Consider the following 25,064-nt stretch of genomic DNA (forward strand, 5'->3'; position numbering starts at 1 on the left):
CGATAGAGGTAGGAACCTTTTTGTTTAATCAAATTTTAATTTTTTTAATGCTTCTGCGAACGGGTTATTTAATGGTTCTTCTTCTTTGTTCTGTTGTTTCATATATTTTTGAACGTCACGCTTATCAGCTTTGTTTCCAGATTCTTTTTTACGTCTCTCTTGGAATGTTGATAATTTCTCGCGATAGCCACATTTACATGCAAAGATTTGTCCTGCACCTTCGCCACGTAATTCTAATTTTTTCTTACACTGAGGACAACGGGCGTTTGTTGTACGGGATACATTTTTACGATGACCACATTCACGGTCTTGGCAAACGAGCATTTTTCCTTTTTTGCCGTTTACCTCTAGCATTGGTTTACCGCAGTCTGGACAAGACTTCGTTGAAATGTTGTCATGTTTATATTTTTTATCACTCGATTTAATTTCAGAAACAATTTCTTTCGTATAGTTCTTCATTTCTGAAATGAATACTTCTTTTTTCAGTTTACCCTTTGCAATTGCCTCAAGTTTTTGTTCCCACTCACCAGTTAGTGTAGGTGATTTTAACTCTTCTGGCACTAAATCAAGTAATTGACGGCCTTTTGAAGTAATGTGAATATCTTTACCACGTTTTTCAATTAAGAATGAATTGAATAGCTTATCGATAATATCAGCTCGTGTTGCTACAGTACCTAATCCACCAGTTGATTTTAATGTATCAGCAAGTTGTTTATTGTGCGTATCTATATATTTTGTAGGATTTTCCATTGCTGAAAGTAAAGTTGCTTCGTTAAAACGTGCAGGTGCTTTCGTTTGACCTGATGTTTGCATAATTAACTTTACAGTTAATGTATCGCCTTTTTCAATGCGAGGTAAAAGTTGCTCTTTTACGTCATCAGTTACATCATCATCTTCAAAGCGATTTTCATATACTTCTTTCCAACCGGCATGTAAAATTGTTTTTCCGCGTGCAATGAACGTTTCATTGTCGACTTTTGTGCGTAACGTTAGTTGCTCGTATTCGAATGCTGGGAATAAAACAGCTAAGAAACGTTTTACAACTAGATCATAAATTTTACGCTCTTTATCTGTGAAGGCTGAGAAGTTAACATATCCTTCTGTTGGAATAATTGCATGATGATCACTTACTTTACTATCATCAACAAATGATTTATTAGGCTTGATAGGCTTTTGTAATACTTTATGTGCTAAAGGACGGTATTCTCCGACGCCACACGCTTTTAGACGTTCTGGAAGTGTTCCAACGATATCAGATGAAATGTAACGTGAATCTGTACGAGGATACGTTAGCACTTTATGTTGTTCATATAACTTCTGCATAATGTTTAATGTTTCTTTAGCAGAATAACCAAACTTTTTATTTGCATCACGCTGTAATTCAGTTAAATCATAAAGACCAGGAGAGAATGATTTCTTCTGCTTTTTATCAATTTCCACAACAGTGGCATTTTGTTTATCTAGATTTTTTACAATATCATCAATTTTTTCTTTATTAAAACTACGGCTATTACCGTTTGCATCTTGCCAAGTTAGTTTTAATTGATTTGTTGTTTGAGCTTCAATGCCGTAGTAAGTTTGAGCTTTGAAGTTCTTTATTTCATCTTCACGATTAGCGATCATAGCGACAGTAGGTGTTTGTACACGGCCGCAATTCAGCTGGGCATTAAAGCGAGTCGTTAAAGCTCGAGTCGCGTTAAGACCGATATACCAGTCAGCTTCTGAACGCGCAACTGCTGAAGCATATAAATTGTCATATGCTTTACCTGGTTTTAAATTTGCGAAACCATCTTTAATTGCTTTATCAGTAACAGATGAAATCCATAGACGTTTGATTGGTTTGTTAACTCGAACCTTATCAATAATCCAACGAGCGACCAATTCTCCTTCACGGCCAGCGTCTGTTGCTACAATGATTTCATTTACATCTTTTCTAAGAAGCTGACTTTTTACAGCATTAAATTGTTTCCCTGTTTGTTTAATAACCGTTAATTTCAAACGTTCAGGTAGCATCGGTAAATCTTCTAAATTCCACTTTTTATATTTCACATCATAGTTTTCTGGATCAGCTAGTGTAACGAGATGTCCTAAAGCCCAAGTTACAATATATTTACTACCTTCAAGGTAGCCGTTTCCTTTTTTTTCGCACTTCAGTACACGCGCAATATCACGTGCAACGGAAGGTTTTTCAGCGATTACAACGCTTTTTGACATATTAAAAACATCCTTTCAAAATTCCATACGTTAACTATAGCATACATCTTCTTGAGATTCAGTTTCGCTCCATATTTGAGCTGTTTTTAGTGGAATGAACAAAACACTCACTGATTAAAGTTTCACTTGATTATGCTTATTGTTTTATAGGTTGCTTCTATATTAAATAGAAAAGTAAAGAACTTGTTATTTTACTAGAATAAGAGTAGACTTTGAAGTAGATGAATAATAAACACATGGGAGTTTGTGGATGCAAACTGAGAGTATGACTAATCCGTCATTGACCATTTGAACCTGTTGGATAATGCCAGCGTAGGGAGAGTGTAAAAGCACATGTTCAGGCACTTTGCGTACGCGCAAAGTGCCTTTTTGTGTATCTCCCATCACTATAGTTAGGGGATGAGAAGGATGAATATGAAAGAAATTAGCAAAGTAGTGGATTTGGTGAGAGAATCTAATCCGCTCGTTCATAATATTACAAATGTTGTTGTCACAAATTTTACAGCTAACGGTTTATTAGCATTAGGGGCATCACCTGTAATGGCGTATGCAAAAGAAGAAGTGGCAGAAATGGCTAGCATTGCTGGAGCATTAGTATTAAATATGGGAACACTTCGTCCGGAAGAAGTAGAAGCGATGTTACTTGCCGGTAAATCAGCAAATGTGAACAATGTACCAGTACTGTTTGATCCAGTTGGTGCAGGAGCAACGTCTTATCGAACAGAAGTTGCGAGACATATTCCGGCTGAAATCGAGTTAGCAATTATTCGCGGAAATGCAGCTGAAATAGCGAACGTTATTAATGAGAGATGGGAAATTAAAGGGGTAGACGCTGGTGCTGGAAATGGTAATGTCGTAAGTATTGCAAAGCAGGCAGCGGACGAATTGAATACAGTTGCGGTGATTACTGGAAAAGAAGATGTTGTTACAGATGGAGAGCGAACTATTGTTATTCGAAATGGTCACCCTATTTTGACGAAAGTTACGGGAACTGGTTGTTTACTAACTTCTGTAATAGGAGCATTTGTAGCGGTAGAAAAGGATTATGTAAAGGCAGCAGTAGCTGCATTAACGTTTTATGGTGTAGCCGCGGAACTAGCAGCTGCTAAGACAGTAGAGCAGGGACCTGGTAGTTTCCAAATTGAATTTTTAAATCAGTTAGCGAATACGACTTCGGGTGATATAGAGAAGTATGGGAAGATTGAGGTTATATAGTAAGGAGGGAAAATAAATGTCGCGTATTTCAAAGGCAGAAATGTCCAGGTTGTTATCAGTATATTTTATTATGGGAAGTAACAATTGTACGAAGGATCCACTGCAAGTATTGAGAGATGCACTTGAAGGCGGTATAACAATCTTTCAATTTCGTGAAAAGGGGGAAGGCGCTTTAACGGGAGAGAAACGTATTTGTTTCGCAAAAGAACTACAAGCAATTTGTAAGGAGTACGGTGTACCATTCATCGTAAATGATGATGTGGAACTAGCTCTCGAGTTAGATGCAGATGGCGTGCATGTTGGACAAGATGATGAAGGAATTACTTCTGTTCGTGAAAAAATGGGGGACAAAATTATCGGTGTATCTACACATACAATTGAAGAAGCACGCTGGGCAATTGAAAATGGAGCGGATTATTTAGGTGTTGGCCCTATTTTCCCAACGAGTACGAAAAAAGATACGAAAGCGGTGCAAGGAACGAAAGGTTTAGCTCATTTTAGAGAACAAGGAATTATAATACCGATTGTCGGGATTGGTGGCATTTCAATTGAAAATACCGCTTCGGTTATAGAGGCAGGTGCAGACGGTATTTCTGTTATTTCTGCCATTAGTTTAGCGGAATCTGCGTATGAAAGTACGAAGAAGCTAGCAGAGGAAGTAAGTAAGAGTTTATAGAGAAAGGGTACTTCACGCAAATAGTAAAGAATATAATGGAAGAATGGACAGTTAAAAATATTTAAACAAACGTTTGATTAAAAAAGCACAAACCCTTTAAAACTTTGGATTTGTGCTTTTTCTTTAAAACATAATTGAAATTAAGAGCATTCCAATTCCGATAGAAGTGAATGTTGCGATTAGGCCTGGAATCATAAAGCTATGATTTAAAACATATTTTCCAATGCCAGTTGTACCAGTACGATCAAAGTTAATGGCAGCAACGATTGTTCCATAGTTTGGAATGAAGAAGTATCCATTTACTGCAGGGAACATAGCGATTAGTAGTGCTGGTGGAATACCGAGTGATAATCCAAGAGGCATTAAAGCACGTACTGTTGCTGCTTGGCTATATAGTAAAATAGATAGAATGAATAATGCGATGGCAAATAGCCATGGTGCACTTGTTACTAGGTGCTGAATTGATCCTTGAATCATATTTAAGTTTCCGTTAAAGAAAGTATCTCCCATCCAAGCAATACCGAAAATAGCAACAACTGCTGTTGCACCCGCTTTAAAGACGTTACCAGACACGATGCTTTCTACATTTGGTTTACAGAAAATAATAATAAGAGCTGCGATCGTTAACATAACCATTTCAATTGTGTTTGGCATGGAAAGACGAACTAACTTTCCATCAACCATCCATCCTGGACGAAGTGCTTCAAATGAACCGAGAAGTACGACAAGAAAAGTTCCTACTAGGAAAAGGATAACTGATAATTTAGCGCCTTTTACACCAATAAATTCTTTTTTCTCTTCAATCTTAGGAATCATTCCTTCTTTTAATCGTTTCAAGTATTCAGGGTCCTCATTTAATTCTTTCCCCATTTTGCTAGCAACAAATGCAGCTACCATACAAGCGATGAAAGTAGAAGGGATACTTACTTTTAAAATATCTAATAAGGTGATTTTATAGTCAGCTAACATTGCTAAAAGTGCAACTGTTGCGGCTGATATAGGACTAGCTGTAATTGCTTGCTGGGAAGCGATTACGGCAATTGACATTGGTCGTTCCGGTCTAATCCCGGATTCGCGAGAGACTTCTGCGATGACAGGAAGTACAGAATAAGCAACGTGACCAGTTCCTGCGCAGAGTGTAAATAAATAAGTAACAATTGGAGCAAAGAATGTAATGCGTTTTGGATTTTTTCGTAATGCTTTCTCGGCCAGATGAACAAGGTAGTCCATTCCTCCAGCAGCTTGCAGGGCACCTGCAGCTGTAATTACTGCTAAAATCATGAGCATTACATCAATAGGAGGAGCTGTAGGTTGTAAGTGGAAGACGAAAACAAGTATTGCCATACCAACGCCACCCATTACTCCTAGACCAACTCCACCTAGGCGTGCGCCAATAAAAATGCAGAGTAGTAACGTAAGAAATTGTAGCCAAAACATGATAAACTACCTCCGAAATTCATTAGTTAAGATATATTTGAATAATTTAATTTAAATGAAAATTAAATTAAATACTCGAAACAATCCTTGTGTTATATACATTTTTTATTATATAACACAAGAAATGTAACATTCACGTACTTTGTTAAATTATTTCGAAAAAATAATGCATCCAAATTTTACATTTGTATCTCTAAATAGGTAGACATTTTAATTTTTATGTTGTAATCTTTGATAGAGAATAATTTAATTCTCATAGAACTCCCATATCGTTCAACTCGTTCAGCGAGAAAGGCAAACTGATGGAAACATTAGGACGCAAAACTACAGGAGCTAAGGCCGAAAGGCTACGCTAGCCAGTTACCGGACGGATAGGGTTGGTCTTGACCAATGCTTTTTCATTGGTCTTTTTTTTATTTGCAAACAAATGAGAACTGTTATCAGTTGTTGATAAGGTTTATATTTTAATAGTTTTCCTTTATATTAAGTTAATTAAGAAAGGTGAGGTTGATGAAAAAATATTGGCACAAGCTATCATTTCTTCAAAAGAATGTATTGTTAACTGTGTTAGTTATTTTGACGCTTGTTGGTACTATGGGAGCGTTAAGTTTTAACATGTTTCAAAATAGCATGATGTCTATATTTGAAAGGCATTCTTTTGAAACAGGAGATACGGTATTACATAAATTAGACGAAGAAATAGTGAGAGATGTTACAAAAGACCCAGTGGCACAAAGAGAAAAGAGAGAGAAGTTAACAGAGAAATTAGATGAAGCAACGGAAGAATTGAATAGTGTTGGACAAACCTATATTGTTGGAGCAAAAAAAAATGAAAAAGGTGAGTTACTAATCGTCGATTTGTCTACAGGGTTAGCAAATGTTGTTGACGTAAGGCCGGGAGAATATTATAAACAACCAGATCTTTGGATGAAAGCATACGATAAGGTAATGAGCACGAAAAAAGCAAACATGACAGTAGTATATGAGGATCTATTAGGATCATGGGTAACGATATTAGAACCAATTAAAGATGAAGACGGAAATATTGTGGCAATTGTTGCAGCCGATGTAGATGCTTCTATTGTTCCTATTACAAAGGAAAAATTCATTATACAAGGTTTAATGTTTATTTGTATTTCTGTTTTAATTGCAACTGTTATTCAATTCTTAATCGTGCGTAACGCACTTGCTCCATTGCGGGATTTACGTGAAGGATTGCGCAAAGTCGGTGAAGGTGATTTAAGTATTAAATTAGAGGAAAGACCAGATGATATTGGTATTATTAATTCTTATTTTAATAATACCATCGAGAAGTTTAAAGGAATTATAGATAAAGTGAAGCAGACGGCAGAACAAGTTTCCTCATCTTCAAAAGAATTGTCAGTGAGTACGAAAGAGAATAGTATGGCAGTTCAAGAAATCGTAAGTTCTATGGTTGAGTTAAGAGCTGGCGCTCAGTCACAAGAAACTTCAGTACCACAGTATTTAGGTATTGTATATGAAATGGAAGATAAGATGGAAGAGATAACGAATGCTGCAAAACAAATGGCGAAAGAGTCTGAAGGTATAGAATATCATTCAGGAAAAGGAAATGGTGTTACTAAACAGGCGATTAATCAAATGAACATAATACAAAATGCAGTACAAGATTTATCTTCTATCATATATTCTTTGGAAGCGAGATCAAAAGAAATTAGTGATATTGTAACTGTAATTACAAGTATTTCAAATCAAACTAATTCGCTAGCTTTACATGCTACTATTGAAGCTTCACGTGCTGGGGAAACTGAAGAGGGATTTGCCATTGTTGCTGATGAAGTGCGTAAATTAGCAGAGCAGACGGAAGCATCAGCAAAAGATATAGCAAAATTAATAGGGGAAACACAAGCCGGAACGGAAGAAGCTGTTGTTTCAATGCAAAAAACTTCAAAAGAAGTAGAATCTGGAATTAAACTTGTTGAAAGTAGTGGTGCTTTCTTTGAAAAAATTTCGAAATCAGCACAAACTGTTACCAATCAAGTTGGAGTTGTTTCTAGCAATTCAAATAATATATTGCAAAATAGCCAAAATATTGTTCGTGTTGTAAATGAACTATCACTTATCGCAAATAAGTATGCGAATAGTAGTAGTAATGTTCAAGAAAGTATGAAAGAACAGGAAATGTCTGTACAAGATATTGCTGAATTAGCTAGTTCTTTAAGCTGGCTTTCACAGGAGTTACAAGAGTTAATTGGAGAATTTAAAAGTTAACTGAAATGATTATACATGCTTTTGTTTGTTCAATAAAATAAATCATGCTACAATGAAAACGAATTAAGGACCGGGGAGCCAATTGGCTGAGAGGATGTAAGCAAACATCGACCCTCAACCTGATCTGGATAATGCCAGCGTAGGGAGTTACTTAAAGTGATGTAGCATATGTTATTCTATAATAACTTGCATACAAGGCTTTCCTACGCAGTAGGAAAGCCTTTTCTTGTTTTAAAATTAAATTTCATAAGGGGGATTTTATTATGTCACAACAAGTTACAATGTCATTTTCAGTAGTACCACAAGCAAAAACAAAAGATGTATATTCTGTTGTTGATAAAGCAATTGAAGTTGTACAACAATCGGGAGTTCGTTATGAAGTAGGAGCAATGGAAACAACGCTGGAAGGAGAATTAGATGTACTTCTTGATGTCGTTAAACGTGCGCAACAAGCTTGCGTGGATGCTGGAGCTGAAGAAGTGATTACTTCTATTAAAATCCATTACCGTCCAAGCACTGGTGTAACGATAGATGAAAAGGTTTGGAAGTACCGTGATGAATATGCAAAACCAGAAGCAATCTAAAATAATTACAACAATTTGGCTTATCCTTCTCATTGCGATATGGGAAGGATCTGTTTCATTATTTAAAATTGAACCGTGGATTTTACCGAAGCCTTCTGCGATTGTTCAAGAATTAATAGGAATGAAAGATTTATTATTACCGAATACGATGCAAACGTTACAAGAGGTTATAATTGGACTATTTTTTGCAGTTTTAATTGGGACAAGTATTGCAATTGTTATGGACGTTATCCCTTTATTTCGTATTTTAATAAATCCGTTGCTTGTTATTTCGCAAACGATTCCAATCGTTGTACTTGCACCGTTATTTATTATTTGGTTTGGATATGGAATGCTACCGAAAGTAATGGTAGTCATACTCGTTTGTTTCTTCCCGATTGCGCTTAGCATTTTAGAAGGTTTTCAAACGGTAGATAAAAATATGTTGAAGTTGTTGCAAACGATGAAGGCGACGAAATGGCAAGTTTACCAGAAAGTAAAGTTTCCAGCAGTGCTTCCATACTTTTTCTCTGGTTTGAAAATTGCAGTTACATATAGCGTAATGGGAGCGATTATTGGGGAATGGCTCGGTGCAAGTGAAGGATTAGGAGTTATGCTTACGAGGGCTACAAAATCCTTTTTAACAGCCCGGGTATTTGGTGTTGCAGCAATTATTGTTATGGTGACATTATGTCTGTATTTTATCGTGGAGTTTATGGCAAGAATAACAGCACCATGGATATATAGAAAGGACGGCAGAAAATGAAAAAAGGTTTAAAAGTTATGTTGGCTGCCTTATTAGCAGTAGGTGTGGCTGGATGTAATCCGGCGAAGAAAGAGGAAAGTACAAGTAAAGATCAAAAAATAAAAGTAGTATTAGATTGGTTCCCGAATACGAATCATACTGGTTTATATGTAGCGCAAGCGAAAGAGTATTATAAAAAGCAAGGCTTAGATGTAGAAATTATTCAGCCTGGTGATAATGTAACAGCAGAGCAAATGATAGCTTCAGGAAAAGCTGACTTCGCAATAAGCGCACAAGAAAATGTAACGTTGGCGCGGGTGGAAGGTATTCCTGTTGTATCTGTCGGAGCGATTATTCAGCATAACACTTCAGCTTTTGCGTCACTTAAGAAAGATAACATGACTTCACCGAAAAATTTTGAAGGCAAACGTTACGGAGGCTGGGGAGGACCAGCAGAAGAAGCAACGTTGAAGACAATTATGGAGAAACATCAAGCTGATTTTAATAAAGTCGAAAAAATCATTTTAGGCCAAACAGACTTCTTTAAATCAATTGGCCGTGATGCTGATTTCGAATGGATTTATTACGGTTGGGATGGTATTGAAGCGAAGCGTCAAGGAAAAGAGTTAAATACAATTATGGTGAAAGACTTAGATCCAGCGCTCGATTTCTATAGTCCTGTTATTATTACAAGTGAAAAACATACGAAGCAAGATAAAGACTTTGTGAAAAAGTTTATGAGTGCAACGACAGAAGGGTATAATTTTGCAATTAAAGAACCAAAAGAAGCGGCTGATATTTTAATTAAAGCTGTTCCAGATGTAAATAAAGATTTAGTGCAAGAGAGTCAAAAGTGGTTAAGTACGAAGTATCAAGATGATGCAAAAGCATGGGGAGTACAGAAGGAAGAAGTTTGGACGAATTACATGAATTTCTTATATGATAACAAAGTTATTAAGAAGAAAATTGATGTGAAAGATGCCTTTACAAATGAGTTCCTTCCAAGTGAAAAATGAGTGGATTACAAATAAAAGATATTGTGAAATCTTTCGATGGAAAGAATGTATTAGCAAATATTAGTGCTTCTATACGAGAGGGAGAATTCGTTTCCTTTGTAGGACCCAGTGGTTGCGGGAAAAGCACATTATTAAATATGATTGCAAATGTTGAAAATCCAACAAGTGGGAACGTAACGTATAAGGATAAGCACGTACAAGAGCAAGATGCTGTAAGTTATATGCCGCAACAAGATTTATTGCTGCCATGGCGATCAGCTTTGCAAAATATTGTTCTTCCATTAGAAATTGAAGGAAAGCCGAAGAAACAAAGGCTGACAGAAGGAATGGAAGCATTAAAGCAGTTTGAGTTAGATGAATATGCAGACCATTATCCAGATGAATTATCAGGTGGAATGCGTCAAAGAATTAGCTTCCTTCGCACATATTTATGTGAAAAGCCAATTATGCTACTTGATGAGCCTTTTGGTAAATTAGATGCTTTTACAAAAATGGAAGTACATAGCTGGCTTTTAAACTCTTGGCACCAAGAGAAGCAAACAATCGTTATGGTTACACACGACTTAGATGAGGCAATCTTGCTTTCAGATCGCGTATTTATTTTATCTCAAAGACCAGCATCAATAGTTGGCGAGGTACAAGTGAAATTACCTAGACCGAGAACGATGGATATGTTAACATCACTTGAATTAAAGAAAGATAAGGAAGAAATTTTGAGAGTATTAGCTCCTTATATGAAAAAATAGAAAAAGTCTTTTAACAGTTTTTTGTATAATCACTGTTAAGAGGCTTTTTTGTATAGGAGAAGAAGGAACAAAAGAAAAAATAGAGAATAGAATATAAGAGAGTAGTTTATACTCTTAATATAACAAATGTTAAAGGAGTGAAAGGATAAAATGACTTTATCAACTGTTCTTCAAATGGTTTTAGCTTGATACGGGAGAAGTCTGCCCATTTTTAATGATTAAGCTAAATTGAAGACAGCAGGTAAAGAACCTTAATCCTTTTTTACGATAATATGTAATGGGTAAGGTGTATTCACCTTACCCATTTTTTATATGCACAATTAAATAAGGCTTTATACTGTTGCTCTCTCTATTTAGCTTATGAACTATAAGTAGAGGAGAGAAAAAAATGAGTATATTAACAGTAGAAAATTTAAGTCATTCGTATGGTGAGAAAACCATTTTATATAATGCGTGTTTCCGACTATTAAAGGGCGAGCATGTTGGGTTAGTAGGGCAAAATGGAATTGGAAAATCAACATTGTTAAGGATTTTAACAGGAGAACTTATACATGATGACGGAAGCATTGAATGGTTTCCACATGTGAAGGTAGGTTTCTTGCAGCAGCATATGGATTTACAAGAGGGGATAACAATTGAAGAATACCTACAAAGTGCATTTTCGGATTTGTATACGATTGAATGCGAAATGTTAAAAATTGCTGAAGAAATGAATGGAGCAGGAGAAGTAGAAAAACTGTTAGTAAAGTATGGAGAATTACAAACTATATTGGAAAGTTCTAATTTCTATCAAATTCATACAGAAATTGAAGAAGTAGCAATTGGTTTAGGGTTGTTTGAGGTAGGTTTGGAAAAGGATGTTTCAAAGTTAAGTGGAGGACAGCGAACGAAGTTATTACTTGGGAAGCTCCTTTTAGAAAAAGCTGATGTTTTATTGCTAGATGAGCCAACAAACTATTTAGATACAGCTCATATAGAATGGTTGCAATCATATTTGAGACTGTATGAAAAAGCTTATGTAATCATTTCACATGACGAAGTGTTTTTGAATAGTATTACGAATGTTATTTATCATCTAGAAGGAGGGAAAGTGAAGCGATACGTAGGAAATTATGAAAAGTTTGTGCAAAGTTATCAAGTGCAAACGAAACAATTACAATCGGCGTATGCGAAACAACAAAAAGAAATTACTCAGTTAGAAACATTTATTCAAAAAAATAAAATTCGAAAAGCGAAACAGGCTAAAAGTCGAGAGAAAGTGTTGGAGAAAATGCAAAGGGTTGAAAAGGTTAATCATGTAACTCAATCTCGTTTTGATTTCAATGTTTATGAGGAGCCAGTGAGTCGTATATTGCAAGCTGAGAAACTAAGGATAGGATATAGTGATCCGTTATGTCCAGAGTTGAATTTACAAGTGAAAAAGGGAGAAAAGATAGCGATTGTTGGCCATAATGGAATTGGAAAAACGACAATGTTAAAAACGTTATTAGGCCAAATAAAACCGCTAAGTGGTTCGATTTCTGTTGGAGAGCGAGTAAATCCTGCCTATTTTGCACAAGAAGAGTTTGCTTCAGAAATAACACCATTAGAGAAAGTTTGGGCAGAACGACCAGATATGACAAAAAAAGAAGTGCGCCAAGCATTAGCGAAGTGTGGATTAAAAGAAGAGCATGTATTAAAACCTATTCGTTTATTAAGCGGCGGGGAACAAACGAAAGTACGTTTATGCGAACTGATCGTAACGAAAAGCAATGTTTTAATTTTAGATGAACCGACTAATCATTTGGATATAGAAACAAAGAAGTCTTTGCAGGAAGCGTTACAACAATATACAGGAACAGTTTTACTTGTCTCACATGAGCCGTCTTTCTATGAAGCATGGATCACAAAAGTATGGAATATAGAAGAATGGAACGCTGAACAATAATTACAAAGAAAAGGCATTAGCTTGATGACTATACTATGGAATTTACATGATTATCAAGATGATCTACAAGTACAAAGAAAAGACATTAGCTTGTATAAGCTAATGCCTTTTCTTTGTGATTAACATGATTTTCGAGAACTCTTACATGAGAATTGTATGAAGAAGCACTCTTATGGTGCGCTTATAAGCGTGCTTTTTCTATTGTTATGTTTATATTTATAATAATACTAGATGCCTTTCCCTAATAGGCGACTATCTTCTTTTATATATATAGATAGTTTGAAATGGAATGAAAATAATTCCTATATGTAAAGGATAATGTTATTACTATAGGAAGACAATAGAACTGAAAGGAAATTCATGTAAAATTCAGATGAACTTCACATGAACTTCATATTAGAAACTAAATATAATTATAATAGGTTATTGTAATGTAAATTTGTGATTTTTCATGAAATTAAAAGTTTGAATTTAGGAAAGAGTGCTTAAACCTAAATTCAAACTTTAGTGAAATAATTAAGGGATGTTACCTTTAGTTTTCGCTAATGGATGCATTTACAAGTTCGGCGGGATTACCTGTTCCTGCCCCTCCGATTGTAACCGATCCACCGGGAGGAATTTCACCATTCCATCCTGCATTCGTAATTACGTAATGACTATTTATTTTACTAATAATTTTAGAATCCCAAACTTGCGTTAAATTGCCGTTATAATCAAATTCTAATTTCCAGTTTTTAATAGGGATCGTCCCGGTATTTTTTATTACAATTGAGAAATTGTAACCACTTCCCCAATTTGAAGTGACTGAAAAGGTAGCATTGCCATTTCCACCAGGAGGTGTCGTATTAGCATCATCTGTTTTAACTGTAATAGCGGTAGGCTGTGACTTATTTCCGGCAGCATCTTTGGCAATTACTGAAAATGTGTATTCTGTATTAGGTTTTAAGTTTTTAATTGTAATGCTGTTTGTTGTTGTACTCCACTTTTCTTCCCCTGCACTAATTTCATATTCAGTAACTCCTACGTTATCAGTAGATGCAGTCCAGTTTAATTGAACTGAGTTTGAATTTTTATTTGTAGCAGCAATATTTTTTACATTTGTTGGCGACTCAATATCTTTTTGAGTAATAGGTCCACCTAGTAATTCTTTTACTAACGTATCAAGTAATTTAGGACCACTACAACTATATTTTGGACTTGTACGGCAATCCCCACTTAATTCCCAAAACATTGCTCCACTTAAACCTTTCGTCTTTATATAGTCTGTTTTATATTTCATAGATTCATTGTCATCGTAGCTAATAAATGAGCCTGTAGTCGCATTATATAAATAAGGTACTTTCGCTACATCGTTCCAGTAGCGAACAAACCCATTTTTATTAACATAATTAGCTGCTAAATCACCATAATCGTACACACCTGTGTCACCGGTAGAATAATCATCCCAAGTACCTTTAGAGGCTAGCTTTCCATCGCTACCTGGTTTACAAGGTTGGTATTGTCCGTTATTTTCTTTTCCACAACTCTTCCATCCACGTCCGTAAAAAGGTACACCTAATACGAGTTTATCCGCTGGAACACCTTCATTTGTATAAATGTCTATCGCACCATCTACGTAAAATTTCGTATCCGCTGCTGGGGCATTTGGATCTTTGTATAGAGCTGCATTATGGTTAGAAGTAGGTTCCCATCCACCGTGGAAGTCATATGTCATAATATTAATCCAATCAAGTATTTGAGAGATTTTCTTTAGCTCTGTATGATCAGCATAACGTTGGCTTGCACCTGACGCGATTGTTAGTAAATATTGTTTACCATCTTCTGCACCAGCTTTAGTTAATGCATTTCGAACATCTTGAAGAAGTAGAGTGAAGTTTTGCTTATCTTCAGGACGATAACTACCACCAGGAATCGTTTCTACGCCCGGATATTCCCAATCTAAATCAACGCCGTCAAATCCATATTCGCGTAGGAAATCAACTGTAGATTCAGCGAATACTTTTCTTGTTTTTTCATCAGCGGCCATGTCAGAAAAGCGGTTAGACCAAGTCCAGCCACCAACGGAAATAATTGTTTTTAAATGGGGATACTTAGCCTTTAATCGTTTCAGTTCTCCGAAATTTCCACAGCGTGCGTATTTATCACAATCTTCCCAAGTTGTACCGGAGCCAGGATAAGATTTTGTGACATCAGCCCATGGTTCACCTAGTACGAGAGTACCATTAGGGACCTCTTTATTTTGCAGTGGTACACCAGACTCTTTACAGTTCCACGTTTGTTTATTTGGATTATCGGGGTGAGTAGAAGGGTTTCCATGTTTTCCATTCCAGCAAATATCAGCGAAAGCATAGTTTAAATGAGTTAGCTTTGATGCATCAATGTCTGCAACTTGATAATTACGTCCGTAAATGCCCCATGAAGGAAAATACCCAACAATTTTTTGATCTTGCTTTGGTGAATCTGCTAATGCGAAGTTTGGAGTAATAAAGTTTGTGAGAAAAAGAGGTAAGAAGAGTAGTAGGGATAGTAATAGCAGTGTAAATTTTTTTGATTTCATAGCCATTTCTCCTTTCAAAATAAAAGATATATTTAAAGGCATGCGCCAATAAATCAAAATGAATCTAGCTGTATAAATCATCTAGATAAAAATGATCAGACATCACGAAGTCTATACAAGGAGCAGTGGATGATTAAATCGTACCAAATGTAAGATTTAGTGTAAACGCTTTATTCAATTCGTAAGGATTTTCTCAATATAAAAGGGCTTGAATACAAACTGTATATGAAAATGGAATATTTGTGAGGTAGAAAATAGCGCCTTATAAATAAAATTGAGAAAAAATTGTATGAAGTCGATTTCTTATGACGTAGCAAGATGAGAAAATATCATGTAAAATAATAGTAAAAATATGTAAAGGAGGGAATGGTGTGGATGTGTTTTTGAACATTGCTGAAGAAAAAATTCGACATGCAATACGGAATGGTGATCTTGATAACATTCCGGGAAAAGGAAAACCACTACAATTAGAAGACCTTTCAATGGTACCTCCAGAACTTAGAATGAGTTATAAAATTTTAAAAAATGCGGGAATGATTCCACCAGAAATGGAACTACAAAAAGATATATTAAAAATAGAAGATTTAATTGCTTGCTGTTATGATGAAGCAGAGCGAAAAAAATTACAAGAAGAGTTAACAGTAAAAACGCTTCGTTTTCAGCAAGTAATGGAAAAGAGAAAGGTTAAAGATAGTTCAGCTTTTCGTATGTATCAAGATAAAGTATTTCGTAAATTACGCTAAGAGGGATAAGATGAATACATTTGAAACGATAGAAGAATTAGCGACATATATTGAAGAACAACAATTAGTACTTCTGTTTATTAAAACGGAAAATTGTAGTGTTTGTGATGTTATGTTAAGAAAAGTAAATAGCGTATTAGAGAATTATGATTACGTAGAGAAAGTAGAGATATTACTACAAGACATGCAAGAGATTGCGGGGCGATATGGAGTATTTACAGGGCCAACAGTTTTATTATTTTATAATGGAAAAGAGATCCTTCGTGAATCACGCTTCATTTCACTTGAAAATCTAGAGAGAACCATTCAATTATTCGAGGAATAAGGGAGGCTTTTATATGGAATTTATTATTCTTATACTATTATTTGTTGTAGTTGGAACAATCGTAGCAGCAGTTCGATCGAACAAAAAGAAGGTAAATCTTACAAAACAAAATAACATTCATAATTCATCTAACAACTCATCACCGCTATTTTTCTTTGCTGGATCTGATAATGATAGCTCGCATGATGGAGGTTCACATGATTGCGGAGGTTCTTTTGGCGGAGATAGTGGGGGAAGCTGCGGTGGTGGTGATTGATGAAAATGCGCCTTATATAGGCGTATTTCTTTTTAAACAAACGTTTGATTAGTTGGCTTACATATGCATAAAAACAGTTAAACAAACGTTTGTTTAAATATTTTTAACATACTAAGGGGAATGGAAATGAAAAGGGAACCGAAAGTGAAAAACAAGGGGAAAGTAATGTTATTTTTATTAGCTGCGGGAGGCGTATTTTTTATTAAATTAGGATTTAAAATTGGAATAATACATATGATTCGAACGTGGTTTGAGAGTACGTTTTCTTAAATAAGGAATATAGCCTCTTGTAATAGAGGTTTTAAATTTGTTATTATTAGACTGAACGGTCGGTTTAAAGAGGTGTGAATATGAGAAGAAGTGCAGAAGAGATAAAGAAAGAAATTGCATATAAAGCAGAAAGTTTGTTTTCACAGCAGGGCTATGCAGCTACATCTATGGAAGAGATTTGTGAAATTACAGAGCGAAGTAAAGGAAGCATTTATTATCACTTTAAAAGTAAAGAAGAATTATTTTTATTTGTAGTGAAACAGCATACGTATGATTGGCTTGAAAAATGGAATGAAAAAGAGAAGTTGTATAGTACTAGTACTGAAAAACTATATGGTCTCGCGGAATATCATGTAGAGGACATACAGCAACCCATTTCAAATGCAATAGAGGAATTCTCTATGAGTCAAGTTGTAAGTAAAGAGATTTTGGATGAACTATTAGCTTTAACTAGAGAATCATATGTTATGTTTGAGAAACTAATTGAAGCAGGTATACAGTCTGGAGAGTTTCGTGAAGATAATACGCGCGATCTTATGTATATTGTGAATGGATTATTATCAGGGCTTGGAGTACTTTACTACGAGTTAGATTATAAAGAGTTGAAACGTATTTATAAAAAGGCAATAGATGTATTGTTAAAAGGAATGGCAGCTGAATAATAGGTCAGTTGCTTTTTCTACAAATTAAATTAGACCGAACGGTCGGTTTGTGGAAGGAGAATGAAGATGAACGCTTTATTTAAAAACAGAGCATTTATGCTCGTTATGGCGTCTGATATTTTACAACAATTTGCAATTTGGATCAGAAATATGGCTCTTTTGTATTTCATAATGGAGCGAACGAATAATGATCCAGTTTCTGTTTCGTTGTTATCAGTTATGGAATATGCACCTATTTTTATTTTTTCATTTATCGGTGGTGCACTAGCTGATCGCTGGAATCCGAAAAGAACAATGGTCGCTGGAGATGTATTAAGTGTACTGTCTATCATAGGGATTGTCTTGTTGTTAAAGCTGGATTATTGGCAGGCTATATTTTTTGCAACACTCATTTCCGCGATTGTAGGCCAGTTTTCTCAGCCATCATCTTCGCGTATATTTAAGCGCTACGTAAAAGAAGAACAGGTAGCAAATGCGATTGCATTTAACCAAACATTACAGTCATTATTTCTGATTTTTGGACCAGTGGTAGGATCGCTTGTGTATACACAACTTGGTTTATTTACGTCACTATATAGCTTAATCATTTTATTTTTGTTATCTGCTATCGCTCTTTCATTCTTACCAAAATGGGTTGAAAAAGAGCAAGTGACGAGAGATTCATTAAAAAATGATATAAAAGAAGGGTGGAAATATGTTCTTCATACGAAAAATTTACGTATGATTACGATCACTTTCACCATTATGGGCTTAGCTGTTGGATTAACACATCCATTAGAGGTGTTTCTTGTAATAGAACGCCTTGGAATGGAAAAGGAAGCAGTTCAATATTTAGCTGCAGCTGATGGAATAGGCATGTTAATTGGTGGTATTGTTGCTGCGATTTTCGCTTCAAAAGTGAATCCGAAAAAGATGTTTGTATTCGGTATGGGCATATTAGCAATATCATTTTTAGTAGAAGGACTATCTACATCATTTTGGGTTACTAGTTTCATGAGATTTGGAACAGGTATTTGTTTAGCCTGTGTTAATATCGTTGTCGGTACGCTTATGATTCAACTTGTACCAGAAAATATGGTTGGAAGAGTAAATGGAACAATTTTACCGCTGTTTATGGGAGCGATGCTAATTGGTACTGCTTTAGCTGGAGGATTAAAGGAAATGACTTCACTAGTTATCGTATTTTGTATAGCGATGGCACTTATATTATTGGCAATAGGGCCAGTTCTACGCATGCAAATAAAGAAAGAAGACGTTGCTAATAAAGAGGAACTAACTAATTCATTAGCTTCGAAATAACTATTGTAAGGGAGCAGAATTGCTCCCTTTTTCTTTGGGGAACTTTTGACAACTATATGAGCCAATTATATACTGATGATGTAAAACCGATTTTACAGATTAGGAGAAATGGTGTGAAAAATCAAATCCATGAATTACGCACTGAAAATAATATTTCACAAGGCGCATTAGCTGATAAATGTAAGGTTTCTAGACAGACGATAAATGCAATTGAGAATAATAAATATGATCCAAGCTTAGCGTTAGCATTCCGTTTAGCGGAAGTGTTAGGAACAACTGTTGATAAACTATTTTTGTACAAGCAGTAGGGGGAGTAGTTGTTGGGGAAAGAGAAAATAAGCCTTTTCGTTACTGTATTGGTAGCTATAGGTACGTTAGTGTTTGCGCTTTACTATTGGTTAACTGAGCTACAAATAAACTGGTATGCACTATTTATTTGTAGCATCGCGTTACATTATCTATTTAAAAGTTTGGCATCACATAGCGTTGAAGGGGAAACTGAGGAGAACCAGGATTTAGAAAAACATGTACTAAAAACAAGTGCCAATGTTACATATTATGTGCTCGTTGTATTCATTTTTGGTCTATTTTTCGCATCGGTAGGCTTTAATAGATGGATTGATTTTCATAACATACCGCTATTGTTTGCGTTATGTGCTGCTATAGTTGTAAAGCCAGCTGTTGAGTTTTTAGTTGTAAGACGTTATCGATAAAAATAAAGAAAAGATCCTCTTCTCATATGAAGAGGATCTTTTTCTTATAGCGTTTTAGTTTTCGGATTAGGTGGTGTAACGGATGTATTATTTTCAGGGACTCTAGTTAATAGGAATCCACCGATAATAAACAATACAATAATACTAAGAACACCAGCGTTCGTTTTTCCAGTTAATTGCGTTGTAACACCGACTAATACTGGACCCATAATCGCGGCAAACTTGCCAAATATATTATAAAATCCGAAGAATTCATTTGCAGATTCTTTAGGTACTAGTTTCGCAAAGTAGGAACGACTAAGTGCTTGAATACCACCTTGAGAAGTGGCAACTAACATTGCTAAAATCCAAAAATCGAGTGTTGTTTTTAAGAAATAAGCGTATATGCAAATAATGATATAAATAATAATGCCGACATATAGCATTTTTTTACCTGTAAAGGTTTCTGATAATTTTCCATATAGTAAAGCGAATGGACAAGCTACAATTTGTGTGACAAATAAGATGATTAATAGATTCGTTGCACTAATACCAAGATCTGTTCCGTAAGCGGTAGACATAGTAATAATTGTATCGACCCCGTCAATATAGAAAAAGTAAGCGATTAGGAACATGAATACAGTTTTATATTCTTTAATATTTTTAAAAGTCTCAGCAAGGCGTTTGAAGCTCATTGTAATTGGTCTTGGATGACGTTCAATATAATGTGTTTGTTCTACGTTTTTCAGCATTGGAATTGTAAATAGTCCCCACCAAAGAGCAGTTATCGCGAATGAAATTTGACTAGCAATGCCAACTGATAAAGGAATAGTTCCTTTTTGAGCAAGAATAATAAGAGCGATACAACCGATAAAAGGAATAGTACTCCCAATATAACCTAAAGCGAAACCTCTCGTAGAAATTCGGTCCATTCTATCTTCAGTAGTGACATCTACTAAAAATGCATCATAAAAAATGTTTGCCCCAGCAAAACCGACTAATGCGAGCATATAGCATCCTAATAATAAGTACCACTGAGATGTTGGAACGACTGCTAGCATACTTGTAAATACGATGCCGAGTCCAAAGAAGAATGTGAAAAATCGCTTCTTAAATCCTTTATAATCAGCAACTGTGCCGAGAATAGGAGCAAGTATAGAAATTAGAAGTGTTGCGAATGAGTTTGCATATCCCCAATAGGCTGTTGAAGTTGCACCGGATAATCCAGCTTCTTTTGCAGCTGCTTTAAAGTAGATTGGAAATAATGCAGTTGTAATGACGAGCGAATATACTGAGTTCGCCCAATCGTATAATATCCAGCTTTTTTCTTGTCTGGACATTTTTTTCATATAATGTTCCCCCTTAAATTTGTTCTACTAACAGTGTACAAAAATAAAAATTATAAAAAGAGAAACAGTGATGAATTTTACATAACTTTTACATATATACACAGTTCTTTACAATTGAAGTAAATCCTCTACAATTGATCCGTCTGTTTCACCTAAGTGTAAACCAAGTAGTCTAGCGATAGTTGGACCTTCATCAATAAGTCTCATATACGGGATGGTAACACCGCTTTTTATCCCTTTCCCGGCCGCGATAAAAATTGTTTCATAGTTAGGTTTTGTTGGAGAGTATCCATGCGTACCAAATGTATATTTTTTACTAGGCGTAACATCTTTTTCAGTAATTTCTTTTATAAAATCTCCTGTATAAATTTCAGTGAAATAATACCCTTCTCGTGCTTCTAACATGAATAAACAATTACTGTCTGCACCGCGTTCTTTCGCATCCTCATCATGAAGTATAAATTCAATACCGTTTTGTTTATTTTGAAGCAGTTCTTCAAGAAGTAGTTGTACTTCTCGAATCGTATCTGTATCGTTTTTGTCTTTCACATATACATAGGCGGACCCATCGCAACTTTGGCAATAAGCATTCCAGTCTACTAATTTTCCTTTTGAGTTTATAGATATAAGCCCTTTTTGATGAAATAGTACGTTTAATTGAATGGATTTGTTTTCACTTAAAGCGCTATGATCACCAAGAGCGATAATTGTACTTTCCTCGTATAGTCCACTTTCTTTTAATGCTTGAATAATTTTTCCTAGACGTTCGTCATGCCTATGGATTGCAGCTATTGTTTCATTAGATTCAAAGCCATGATAGTGTCTTTGAGTGTCTAAATCGGTGAAATGTACAAACATGACATTAGGCTTTTTCGTCTGGATTGTATGCACAGCAGAAGCAAGTACGAAATCATCGAGTTCAGGTTGTGATAATCCATTTCGTATATGGCCGAAACGACGATTTAAATCTAATTGATATAGCGGACTGCCGCTAAATAATGAAACTAAAACTTGATTTTGCCACGGTCTATTTGGAAAGATTTCTGGTAAATTGTAATCAATATTTGCTCTGCCGGTAACAGGCCATAGAAGGGCCGCAGTCGTTAAATTTTCTTTACGTGCTTCATCGTATAAAGTTGTTCCCTTAATGGATTTTCGGTACCAATGCCAATCTGGTGACTCGCGTCCAGGTTGAAGTAATGTATTGCTAACAACACCATGTTTATTAGGGTAATTACCAGTTACGATTGTTGAGTGACTTGGATAGGTTACAGAAGGATAGATGGGCTCTACCTTTTCCACAATTGCTCCGTTTTTTATTAGAGATTGGAAGTGAGGTAATTTTTGTAGTATAGGAAAATCTAAAGCTGACAAACAGTCGAATGATAAAATGATGACACGATTCGTTAATGCTTTATCCATAAAGTAATCCTCCTAATTATATAAAACCTATTACTATATATTACTATTGATACCTAGTAATAAAAATATGTTTTTGAATAAAATTTATTATTTATTTTCAGAAAAATTAAACATATAATTAAGTATAAGGGAATGAATGAAAGGAGGGAATACTATGGATCTGCTAGATGGATTTGGTATCTTTTACATCATTGGCGGAATTACGATTATTCTTGTATTTGCTATTTCGTATTTACTAAAGAAACGGTTTCCAGACAAGCAGTTTGATATTATATTTGCACTTAGTTTAATACTTCTTTGCTTAGCATCCTTTCCCGTTACAATGATGGTTATTGGTGGATGGGAAGGAATGGGATATGGATTTATTGGTTTCTTCGTCCTACTTGGTACACTTATCGGTATGATTGCACATCAACTTGTGAAAATTACGCGGAAAAGCTACGTATAAAACTGTAAAAAATGAAAAGAATATATAAAAGTAAGAAAATTAACTATTGTTTTAAAAAAGAATTTGTATTATGATAATCAACAAATTTATTTCGTTATAACGATGAAAAAGGAATAGTACATGTTCAACCTTTTTAGTAGAGAGAGAATCCGCTAGGCTGAAAGATTCTTAAAAAGGCGATATGGAACCTACCTTTGCGTTCTGCATATGCAGCGGGAATTTCCCGTTATCAAAAAGAGAGCATGCGCAATTTTTGTGCATGAATCAGGGTGGTAACGCCGGCAAAGCTCGGTCCCTATTTAGGGACGCGGGCTTTTTTGTATTTTCTAGAAGGAGGAGACTGACTATGGCAAAAGAACAAGTACAAGCGATTACGAAGATGGAAGAGGACTTTGCACAGTGGTACACAGATATTGTAAAAAAAGCAGAACTTGTTGATTATTCGAGTGTAAAAGGATGTATGATTTTACGTCCGTACGGTTATGCCTTATGGGAAAATATGCAGAAATTTATGGATGAGAAGTTAAAAGCAACTGGTCATGAAAACGTGTATATGCCAATGTTTATCCCAGAGAGCTTATTGCAAAAAGAGAAGGATCATGTAGAAGGATTTGCTCCTGAAGTAGCATGGGTGACACATGGCGGGGATGAAAAGTTAGCGGAAAGACTTTGTATACGCCCTACATCTGAAACTTTATTCTGTGAGCATTTTTCAAAAATTGTGCAATCCTATAATGATTTGCCAAAGTTATATAATCAGTGGTGTTCAGTAGTTCGTTGGGAGAAAACAACGCGACCATTCCTTCGTACAACGGAATTCTTATGGCAAGAGGGTCATACAATTCATGAAACAGCAGAAGAATCTCAAGCTGAAACGTTACATATTTTAAATCTATATGCTTCTTTCTGTGAAGACTACTTAGCGATACCGGTAATTAAAGGACAAAAAACAGACAAAGAAAAGTTTGCCGGAGCAAAGGCAACTTATACGATTGAAAGCTTAATGCATGATGGAAAAGCACTTCAAACAGGAACATCTCATAACTTTGGAACGAATTTCTCAGAAGCATTTGATATTAAATTTTTAGATCGTAACGGTAAATGGCAATATGTACACCAAACATCTTGGGGCGTATCAACAAGAATGATAGGTGGACTGATTATGGTTCATAGTGATAACAATGGACTTGTAATGCCACCAAAAGTTGCTCCAGTGCAAGTTGTTATTGTACCAATTGCTCAGCATAAAGAAGGAGTTATAGCGAAAGCGACAGAGTTACAAGGACATATTCAAAAGGTTGCACGAGTAAAAATAGATGCTAGCAATAAAACGCCAGGTTGGAAATTTAATGAGTATGAAATGAAGGGCATTCCAATTCGATTAGAAGTTGGTCCTAAAGATATTGAAAAGAATCAAGTTGTACTTGTAAGAAGAGATACGAAAGAAAAAGAATTTATATCAATGGATCAATTAGAAGAACGTATTCCAGCACTACTTGAAGAAATTCATATTTCTTTATTTAATAAAGCAAAAGTATTTCGCGATGAGAATACGTATAGTGTGACGAATTTCGAAGAGATGAAAAAAGTAGCTGATGAAAAGCAAGGGTTTATTAAAGCAATGTGGTGCGGGGAATTAGCTTGTGAAGAGAAACTAAAAGAAGAAGTTGGAGTATCTTCTCGCTGTATGCCTTTTGAGCAAGAGCATGTAGCTGACGAATGTGTTTGTTGTGGTAAAGAAGCTAAGCAAATGGTGTATTGGGGAAAAGCGTATTAATGCTTTTTGGATGGGTGAAAAGGACTTTGGGCTGCATAATAAAATGCAATCCAAAGTCCTTTTTAGTTTTACAATTTGTTTCATGTATTTTTTAGATGGAGGGATGTGTTTTTATTTTGCGTTTTTGCGGCGAATAAATAGTAACATACCAATTAGGAATGTTGAAAGTCCCATTAAAACAGATACAGGATAATGTGTTGCAGTATTAGGTAACTTATCGCCTTGCTTTTTCGCGTTATCTTTTACGTTACCACCTTGGGAACCATTGCCGCCTTGAGAACCATTTCCCCCCTGAGAGCTACTATCGCCTTTAACGCGGTTGCCGCCTTGAGAGTCACTGCCGCCAGAACCGCTACCATCACCAGAACCGCTACCACCGGAACCACTGCCATCAGAACCATTGCGACCAGAACCGTTACCACCAGAACCATTGCGACCAGAACCATTGCCACCAGAACCATTGCCGCCAGAACCA

General features: G+C 35.6%; 24 protein-coding genes, 3 riboswitches and 1 other annotated feature. Of the genes, 18 read left to right on the forward strand and 6 right to left on the reverse strand.

The window, feature by feature from the left end; translation table 11 throughout:
* Positions 1-24 precede the first annotated feature (24 nt).
* Positions 25-2,214, reverse strand: a complete 2,190-nt coding sequence (topB, locus tag DN390_RS19765; RefSeq protein ID WP_147808178.1) for a DNA topoisomerase III — start codon at positions 2,212-2,214, stop codon at positions 25-27.
* 226 nt (positions 2,215-2,440) lie between these two features.
* Positions 2,441-2,550, forward strand: a riboswitch (TPP riboswitch).
* Positions 2,551-2,622: 72 nt separating this feature from the next.
* On the opposite strand from topB, the gene thiM reads away from it, so the two are divergent.
* Together thiM and thiE are read left to right on the forward strand one after the other, a co-directional pair.
* A complete protein-coding gene (gene thiM, locus DN390_RS19770) occupies positions 2,623-3,429 on the forward strand; it encodes a hydroxyethylthiazole kinase (RefSeq protein WP_147808179.1) in 807 nt (268 codons plus the stop codon).
* Positions 3,430-3,445: 16 nt separating this feature from the next.
* Positions 3,446-4,105 (forward strand): thiamine phosphate synthase, encoded by a 660-nt coding sequence (thiE, locus tag DN390_RS19775; protein WP_147808180.1) that lies wholly within the window; start codon positions 3,446-3,448, stop codon positions 4,103-4,105.
* Between the two features lie 123 nt (positions 4,106-4,228).
* Here thiE and DN390_RS19780 read toward each other — a convergent pair whose 3' ends face one another.
* A complete protein-coding gene (locus DN390_RS19780; RefSeq protein ID WP_097950435.1) occupies positions 4,229-5,542 on the reverse strand; it encodes an anaerobic C4-dicarboxylate transporter family protein in 1,314 nt (437 codons plus the stop codon).
* 283 nt (positions 5,543-5,825) lie between these two features.
* Positions 5,826-5,910, forward strand: a riboswitch (cyclic di-GMP riboswitch).
* Between the two features lie 142 nt (positions 5,911-6,052).
* Between DN390_RS19780 and DN390_RS19785 the strand changes: the two genes are divergently transcribed.
* The 6 genes from DN390_RS19785 to DN390_RS19810 all read left to right on the forward strand — a co-directional run bounded on the left by DN390_RS19785 (position 6,053) and on the right by DN390_RS19810 (position 12,789).
* On the forward strand, positions 6,053-7,792 hold the full coding sequence (locus tag DN390_RS19785; RefSeq protein ID WP_147808181.1) for a methyl-accepting chemotaxis protein: 1,740 nt from the start codon (positions 6,053-6,055) through the stop codon (positions 7,790-7,792).
* A 61-nt stretch (positions 7,793-7,853) separates the two neighbouring features.
* Positions 7,854-7,955: riboswitch (TPP riboswitch) on the forward strand.
* 100 nt (positions 7,956-8,055) lie between these two features.
* On the forward strand, positions 8,056-8,376 hold the full coding sequence (locus DN390_RS19790) for an MTH1187 family thiamine-binding protein (protein WP_000082906.1): 321 nt from the start codon (positions 8,056-8,058) through the stop codon (positions 8,374-8,376).
* Positions 8,348-9,121: an ABC transporter permease gene (locus DN390_RS19795; protein ID WP_060629379.1), complete on the forward strand. Its 774-nt coding sequence runs from the start codon at positions 8,348-8,350 to the stop codon at positions 9,119-9,121. The genes DN390_RS19790 and DN390_RS19795 overlap by 29 nt, the downstream gene beginning before the upstream one ends.
* Positions 9,118-10,116: an ABC transporter substrate-binding protein gene (locus tag DN390_RS19800; RefSeq protein WP_147808182.1), complete on the forward strand. Its 999-nt coding sequence runs from the start codon at positions 9,118-9,120 to the stop codon at positions 10,114-10,116. Before DN390_RS19795 ends, DN390_RS19800 begins: the two co-directional genes overlap by 4 nt.
* The gene (locus tag DN390_RS19805) at positions 10,113-10,862 is read left to right on the forward strand and encodes an ABC transporter ATP-binding protein (protein ID WP_060629381.1); all 750 of its coding nucleotides are present in this window, start codon (positions 10,113-10,115) and stop codon (positions 10,860-10,862) included. The genes DN390_RS19800 and DN390_RS19805 overlap by 4 nt, the downstream gene beginning before the upstream one ends.
* A 388-nt stretch (positions 10,863-11,250) precedes the next feature.
* Positions 11,251-12,789 (forward strand): ABC-F family ATP-binding cassette domain-containing protein, encoded by a 1,539-nt coding sequence (locus DN390_RS19810; protein WP_060629382.1) that lies wholly within the window; start codon positions 11,251-11,253, stop codon positions 12,787-12,789.
* Between the two features lie 532 nt (positions 12,790-13,321).
* Here DN390_RS19810 and DN390_RS19815 read toward each other — a convergent pair.
* The gene (locus DN390_RS19815) at positions 13,322-15,346 is read right to left on the reverse strand and encodes a glycosyl hydrolase family 18 protein (protein ID WP_147808183.1); all 2,025 of its coding nucleotides are present in this window, start codon (positions 15,344-15,346) and stop codon (positions 13,322-13,324) included.
* Between the two features lie 371 nt (positions 15,347-15,717).
* Between DN390_RS19815 and DN390_RS19820 the strand changes: the two genes are divergently transcribed.
* The 8 genes from DN390_RS19820 to DN390_RS19855 all read left to right on the forward strand — a co-directional run bounded on the left by DN390_RS19820 (position 15,718) and on the right by DN390_RS19855 (position 19,614).
* The gene (locus tag DN390_RS19820; RefSeq protein ID WP_147808184.1) at positions 15,718-16,089 is read left to right on the forward strand and encodes a DnaJ family domain-containing protein; all 372 of its coding nucleotides are present in this window, start codon (positions 15,718-15,720) and stop codon (positions 16,087-16,089) included.
* A gap of 10 nt (positions 16,090-16,099) precedes the next feature.
* Entirely contained in the window at positions 16,100-16,414 is a 315-nt protein-coding gene (locus tag DN390_RS19825) for a thioredoxin family protein (protein ID WP_060629385.1), read from the forward strand.
* A 13-nt stretch (positions 16,415-16,427) separates the two neighbouring features.
* Positions 16,428-16,670, forward strand: a complete 243-nt coding sequence (locus DN390_RS19830; protein WP_147808185.1) for a hypothetical protein — start codon at positions 16,428-16,430, stop codon at positions 16,668-16,670.
* Between the two features lie 126 nt (positions 16,671-16,796).
* The gene (locus tag DN390_RS19835) at positions 16,797-16,940 is read left to right on the forward strand and encodes a hypothetical protein (RefSeq protein WP_060629387.1); all 144 of its coding nucleotides are present in this window, start codon (positions 16,797-16,799) and stop codon (positions 16,938-16,940) included.
* Between the two features lie 80 nt (positions 16,941-17,020).
* A complete protein-coding gene (locus tag DN390_RS19840) occupies positions 17,021-17,602 on the forward strand; it encodes a TetR/AcrR family transcriptional regulator (protein ID WP_060629388.1) in 582 nt (193 codons plus the stop codon).
* A 66-nt stretch (positions 17,603-17,668) separates the two neighbouring features.
* The gene (locus DN390_RS19845) at positions 17,669-18,901 is read left to right on the forward strand and encodes an MFS transporter (RefSeq protein ID WP_147808186.1); all 1,233 of its coding nucleotides are present in this window, start codon (positions 17,669-17,671) and stop codon (positions 18,899-18,901) included.
* Between the two features lie 56 nt (positions 18,902-18,957).
* Positions 18,958-19,209, forward strand: a complete 252-nt coding sequence (locus tag DN390_RS19850; protein WP_060629390.1) for a helix-turn-helix transcriptional regulator — start codon at positions 18,958-18,960, stop codon at positions 19,207-19,209.
* Positions 19,210-19,221: 12 nt separating this feature from the next.
* Entirely contained in the window at positions 19,222-19,614 is a 393-nt protein-coding gene (locus DN390_RS19855; protein ID WP_060629391.1) for a hypothetical protein, read from the forward strand.
* 44 nt (positions 19,615-19,658) lie between these two features.
* Here DN390_RS19855 and DN390_RS19860 read toward each other — a convergent pair whose 3' ends face one another.
* Together DN390_RS19860 and DN390_RS19865 are read right to left on the reverse strand one after the other, a co-directional pair.
* On the reverse strand, positions 19,659-20,942 hold the full coding sequence (locus DN390_RS19860; RefSeq protein WP_098264965.1) for an MFS transporter: 1,284 nt from the start codon (positions 20,940-20,942) through the stop codon (positions 19,659-19,661).
* Positions 20,943-21,050: 108 nt separating this feature from the next.
* Complete coding sequence (locus DN390_RS19865) at positions 21,051-22,364, reverse strand: alkaline phosphatase family protein (RefSeq protein WP_147808187.1); 1,314 nt, start codon at positions 22,362-22,364, stop codon at positions 21,051-21,053.
* Between the two features lie 154 nt (positions 22,365-22,518).
* Between DN390_RS19865 and DN390_RS19870 the strand changes: the two genes are divergently transcribed.
* Together DN390_RS19870 and proS are read left to right on the forward strand one after the other, a co-directional pair.
* The gene (locus DN390_RS19870) at positions 22,519-22,812 is read left to right on the forward strand and encodes a YesK-like family protein (protein WP_060629394.1); all 294 of its coding nucleotides are present in this window, start codon (positions 22,519-22,521) and stop codon (positions 22,810-22,812) included.
* Positions 22,813-22,905: 93 nt separating this feature from the next.
* Positions 22,906-23,112 (forward strand) — a binding site (T-box leader).
* A 46-nt stretch (positions 23,113-23,158) separates the two neighbouring features.
* On the forward strand, positions 23,159-24,589 hold the full coding sequence (proS, locus tag DN390_RS19875; RefSeq protein WP_147808188.1) for a proline--tRNA ligase: 1,431 nt from the start codon (positions 23,159-23,161) through the stop codon (positions 24,587-24,589).
* A 111-nt stretch (positions 24,590-24,700) separates the two neighbouring features.
* Here the strand turns inward: proS and DN390_RS19880 are convergent.
* A partial coding sequence (locus tag DN390_RS19880; RefSeq protein WP_147808189.1) for an LPXTG cell wall anchor domain-containing protein occupies positions 24,701-25,064 on the reverse strand: 364 nt, incomplete at its 5' end.

The sequence above is a fragment of the Bacillus sp. SH7-1 genome, assembly GCF_008042405.1.
Taxonomy (GTDB): Bacteria; Bacillota; Bacilli; order Bacillales; family Bacillaceae_G; genus Bacillus_A; species Bacillus_A thuringiensis_N.